Here is a 4331-nt window from a genome sequence, read left to right as displayed (position 1 = left end):
TGCCCATCAACCCGCGCAATACGGCCCAATGTGCGTTGTTAGAGAGCGAAAGATGCGAAAGCGGATCTTCTTCTACCGCGTCAGCACCACATAGCAGAACGATCGCATCAGGCTTGAACGCTTGCACGCGCGGCAAGATCAAATGATCACGGATATGCGCCATTTCGGTATCGTTCAGCCCGCGTGGGACCGGCAAATTGAACGCATTGCCACCCGCATCATTTTCGATTGGTCCGGTACGCGGCCACAGGCGATCTTCGTGCACGGATATCATCAGGCAATCGGGATCACCGCCCATGCCGACCTCGACCCCGTCAGGGTGATGCGCGTCAATGTCGATATACGCGATCCGTTGGACGCCATGATGGCGCAGCGACTTCATCGCCAGCACCGGATCATTCAGATAGCAAAAGCCGTTGGCACGGTCTGGCATACCGTGATGCGTGCCACCCGCAGGATTGTAGATCACGCCACCGTCGCGCAGCAGTTCACCGGCAAGGATCGACCCGCCCGCAGCTGTGGCAGGCCTGCGAAAAATCTCGGGGAAGACCGGATTGGTCACGCTGCCGATATCGTGCCGCCGCAAGTCTTGGTCGCTGGCGTGCTGATCCGCCTCGACCCTGTTAAGTGCTGCGACATAATCAGGCGTGTGCCACTGGGTCAGCGCCTTGGGTTTGGCACGGGGCGAGGTGATATATTGTGCCGATGGCAGCCAGCCCAGCGCACGCGACAGATCAATCACCGTGGACACCCGAGGCACCCGAAGCGGATGCCAGCGGCCATAGCTTGATCCGCGAAAAATCTCGTGGCCAATGAAGTCGGGTGCTTTCATGGTTTGAAAGATAACCCGATGCTGCGTGATAGCGACCCGTCACAACAATAAAAATGGCGGGCAGGGAAATAGACATGCGCAAAAAGACGGGTGCATTTCTGCACCCGCCGATACTCGTTACTCGGGCAACATAGTCCGCCCATAGCTTGCAAAAGTTAACGTGTGCCTTCGAGGCCAGCAGCGGCTTCGCCAACTGTTGCGTCCAGATTGCGGTCGCAGACCAGCATGAACTGTTCCAGTGCAGCTTCGTCCATCGGTACTGCTGTGCTGTTCGAAGCCACAGTATCTCCGCCAGTCGCTTCTACCGCTTTTGGTTCGCCATCGCTCAACGATGTTTCCTCTGCTACGCCGTCAGTGGCTTCGGCAGCTGGTACATCTGTCGATGTGGTTGTCGCTGTCGCCTCGGATTCCATCGACGTGCCGTTTGCGCCATCGTCGACTTCGGCGATTGCCATTGTCGCTACAGTCATCTGATCTTCGGTGGACAGCGCTTTATACTCTGCACAGGTCATCGAAGGGCTCATGTGTGCAGCAGCAAATGCAGGTGCGGAAACAGTACCCATCAGGGCGGCGATTGCGAGTGTTTTAAAGGTGTTAGTCATCTTTACTCTCCTACTTGTTAATCTTCATCGAACAAACACGCCGGAGCTTGTATGGTTCCGGATACGATCTCCGAAAGTTTGTGGAATAGCGATTTTCGGCACCTTAAACCTCTGCGCTTAAACAATTTTATTTCTTCCTCTTTCTTCTCTGGACCCTTCATTCATCCGCGCCTAACGTAGCAAAATGATCCGCTACACCCTGAAACGTCTGCTTTCTTTGTGCATCAGCCTTGCTGTGGCATCGCTGGTGATCTTCACTGTTATCGAAATCGCCCCCGGGGACCCCGCATCCTTTATGTTGGGGATAAACGCCCAGCCCGAAACCTTGGCCGCGTTGCGCACTGAATTGGGTTTGGATGCATCAAAGGTTGAACGCTATTTGTCTTGGGTTGGCGGCTTGCTGACGGGTGATTTTGGCACTTCCTATACTTACCGCACCCCTGTTGCCGATATGATCGCCGCGCGCATGTGGGTATCGCTGCCGCTTGCGCTTTATGCATTGGCCCTGTCGACGCTGATTGCATTCCCAGCCGGAATTTATGCAGCCTCGCGGCGCGGTGCACCCGGCGATATGGGGGTCATGGGGGCCACGCAACTGGGCGTTGCCGTGCCGAATTTTTGGTTCGCGATGATGCTGGTGCTGATTTTCGCGATCAATCTGCGGTGGTTCGCAGCTGGCGGGTTCGTTGGCTGGGACAAAGGCCTGTGGGCAGGACTACATGCGCTGACATTGCCCGCCATTGCGCTGGCGCTGCCGCAAGCCGCAATATTGGCCCGCGTTATGCGGTCATCGTTGCTGGATGTTCTAGGCGAAGATTATATGCGCACCGCCCGCGCCAAAGGATTGACCGCACGCCAAGCGCTGTGGCGGCACGGGTTGCGCAATGCCCTGATCCCCGTGCTAACGATCATTGGTTTGCAGTTTTCGTTTCTGCTGGCCGGGTCGATCATCATTGAACAGGTGTTCTATCTGCCCGGGCTGGGGCGGCTGGTGTTTCAGTCAATTTCTGCGCGCGATCTGATTGTGGTTGAATCTGTCGTCATGCTCTTGGTGTTTTCGGTCATTCTGGTGAATTTTCTGGTCGATCTGGCATATGCCGCAGTTGACCCACGGCTTAGGGCACGCGCATGAACCGCAATCTGATACTTGGCGGCGCGTTGACAGCAGTATTCGTGTTCGCCGCCTTGGTATCGTTTATCTGGACGCCGTTCGACCACACATCAATGGACATCCCGAACAAGCTACAGGGGCTGGGTGGCGCGCATTTTCTGGGCACCGACCATTTCGGGCGCGACATTCTCAGCATGATCATGGTGGGCGCGCGGACATCAATCGCTGTGGCACTGGTCGCTGTGGGCATCGGCATGGGGCTTGGCATACCGCTGGGCCTGTGGGCAGCGGCGCGACGCGGATCGCTGGTGGATGAGGTTATCATGCGCGGCAATGATCTGGTGTTCGCCTTTCCCAGCCTTGTCATCGCCATCTTGATTACGGCCATCTTCGGGGCCAGCGCCATCAATGCCATCATCGCCATCGGCATTTTCAATATCCCCGTCTTTGCGCGCATCACCCGTGGTGCAGCACTTAGCCTGTGGGAACGTGAATTTATCCTTGCCGCACGTGTGGCTGGCAAATCGGCGGCCCGGATATCGGTTGAACATATTCTGCCGAATGTCACCAACCTGCTGATCGTGCAGGGTACAATCCAGTTCAGTCTGGGTATCTTGGCCGAAGCAGGTCTGTCCTATGTCGGACTAGGTGCGCAACCGCCGACACCGTCATGGGGCCGGATGCTGGCGGATGCACAAACACTTGTCTCTATCGCACCGCATATGGCGTTGATGCCCGGTTTTGCGATCATCCTGACGGTGCTGGGATTGAATCTGATGGGTGACGGCCTGCGCGACTATCTTGATCCACGGCTGCGGGTGGCGCGGGTATGACACTGCTGAACATCACGAACCTGTCGGTGGCGATCCACAGCTTTGACATCCTGCATGACGTCACGCTGTCGGTGAACCCCGGCGAAATTGTTGCCGTCACCGGCGAAAGCGGGTCGGGCAAGTCCATGACAGCGCTGGCCGCCATGCAGCTTTTGCCAAAAGGCGCGCGTGCCACCGGCCACATCATGCTGGGCGATCAGGATTTGCTTAAACTGCCTGAACGCGCCCTATGCGATATCCGCGGCAATGACATCGGCATGGTGTTTCAGGAACCAATGACGGCGCTGAACCCCGTCCAGACCATTGGCACCCAAGTCGCCGAAACGATCCGCGTGCATGATCGGTCAGTGTCGCGGGTTGACGCCTTTGCCCAAGCCGCCGAAACGCTGGAACGCGTGGGCTTGCCCCAGGATCGGTTCCCCCTGACCCGCTATCCGCACGAATTGTCCGGCGGCCAGCGCCAGCGCGTTGTGATCGCAATGGCCATCGCCCTGCGCCCCCGGTTGCTGATCGCAGATGAACCGACGACCGCGCTGGATGTCACGACACAGGCGCAAATACTTGACCTGCTCAAGAACCTCGCCAGACAAGACAACATGGGCCTTTTGATGATCACCCATGATCTGGCTGTGGTCGCAGATATGGCCGACCGAATTATCGTCATGCGCAAGGGCGAGGTGGTAGAACAAGGCGAAACCCAAGCGCTGCTGCGCAACATGCGCCACCCCTATACGCAGATGCTGTTTGCCGCGTCGAACCACAAGGTGACGTTGCCGCCAGCCCCCGCGCCAAAACCGCTTCTTGAGGTTCAGAACCTGAGCAGGGATTACAATCTGCCGCGCAAAACCCTTTTTGGCAAACCCGCCAGCTTTCGCGCCGTTGATGATGTGTCCTTTACCATCCAGCGCGGGGAACGGTTGGGGCTGGTGGGGGAATCCGGTTGTGGCAAATCG

Annotated in this window: 5 protein-coding genes; 3 read left to right on the top strand and 2 right to left on the bottom strand. The window is 57.4% G+C overall.

Features of this window, described 5'->3' with window-relative positions; genetic code table 11:
• The coding region (locus ABYT07_RS19290; protein WP_372993641.1) for an acetoin utilization protein AcuC at nucleotides 1-832 on the bottom strand (832 nt) is incomplete at its 3' end.
• A gap of 155 nt (nucleotides 833-987) precedes the next feature.
• Nucleotides 988-1434, bottom strand: a complete 447-nt coding sequence (locus ABYT07_RS19285; RefSeq protein WP_372993640.1) for a hypothetical protein — start codon at nucleotides 1432-1434, stop codon at nucleotides 988-990.
• 184 nt (nucleotides 1435-1618) lie between these two features.
• On the opposite strand from ABYT07_RS19285, the gene ABYT07_RS19280 reads away from it, so the two are divergent.
• The 3 genes from ABYT07_RS19280 to ABYT07_RS19270 all read left to right on the top strand — a co-directional run.
• Nucleotides 1619-2566, top strand: coding sequence for an ABC transporter permease (locus ABYT07_RS19280; RefSeq protein ID WP_372993639.1), 948 nt, complete (start codon nucleotides 1619-1621; stop codon nucleotides 2564-2566).
• Entirely contained in the window at nucleotides 2563-3378 is an 816-nt protein-coding gene (locus ABYT07_RS19275) for an ABC transporter permease (RefSeq protein ID WP_372993638.1), read from the top strand. The genes ABYT07_RS19280 and ABYT07_RS19275 overlap by 4 nt, the downstream gene beginning before the upstream one ends.
• Nucleotides 3375-4331, top strand: a 957-nt coding sequence (locus tag ABYT07_RS19270; protein WP_372993637.1) for an ATP-binding cassette domain-containing protein, incomplete at its 3' end; no start/stop codon positions are given. The genes ABYT07_RS19275 and ABYT07_RS19270, both read left to right, overlap by 4 nt.

The sequence above is a fragment of the Sulfitobacter sp. genome, from assembly GCF_041552635.1.
In the GTDB taxonomy this organism is placed as follows: Bacteria; Pseudomonadota; Alphaproteobacteria; order Rhodobacterales; family Rhodobacteraceae; genus Sulfitobacter.
The sequence above is the reverse complement of the archived record's forward strand: the minus strand, read 5'-3'. Positions and strand labels throughout refer to the sequence as shown.

What these genes read in the sequence shown, in the direction of transcription:
- ABYT07_RS19280 (WP_372993639.1), top strand. Translation starts at nt 1,619, where the DNA reads ATGATCCGCTACACCCTGAAACGTCTGCTTTCTTTGTGCATCAGCCTT.
- ABYT07_RS19275 (WP_372993638.1), top strand. Translation starts at nt 2,563, where the DNA reads ATGAACCGCAATCTGATACTTGGCGGCGCGTTGACAGCAGTATTCGTG.
- ABYT07_RS19285 (WP_372993640.1), bottom strand. Translation starts at nt 1,434, where the DNA reads ATGACTAACACCTTTAAAACACTCGCAATCGCCGCCCTGATGGGTACT.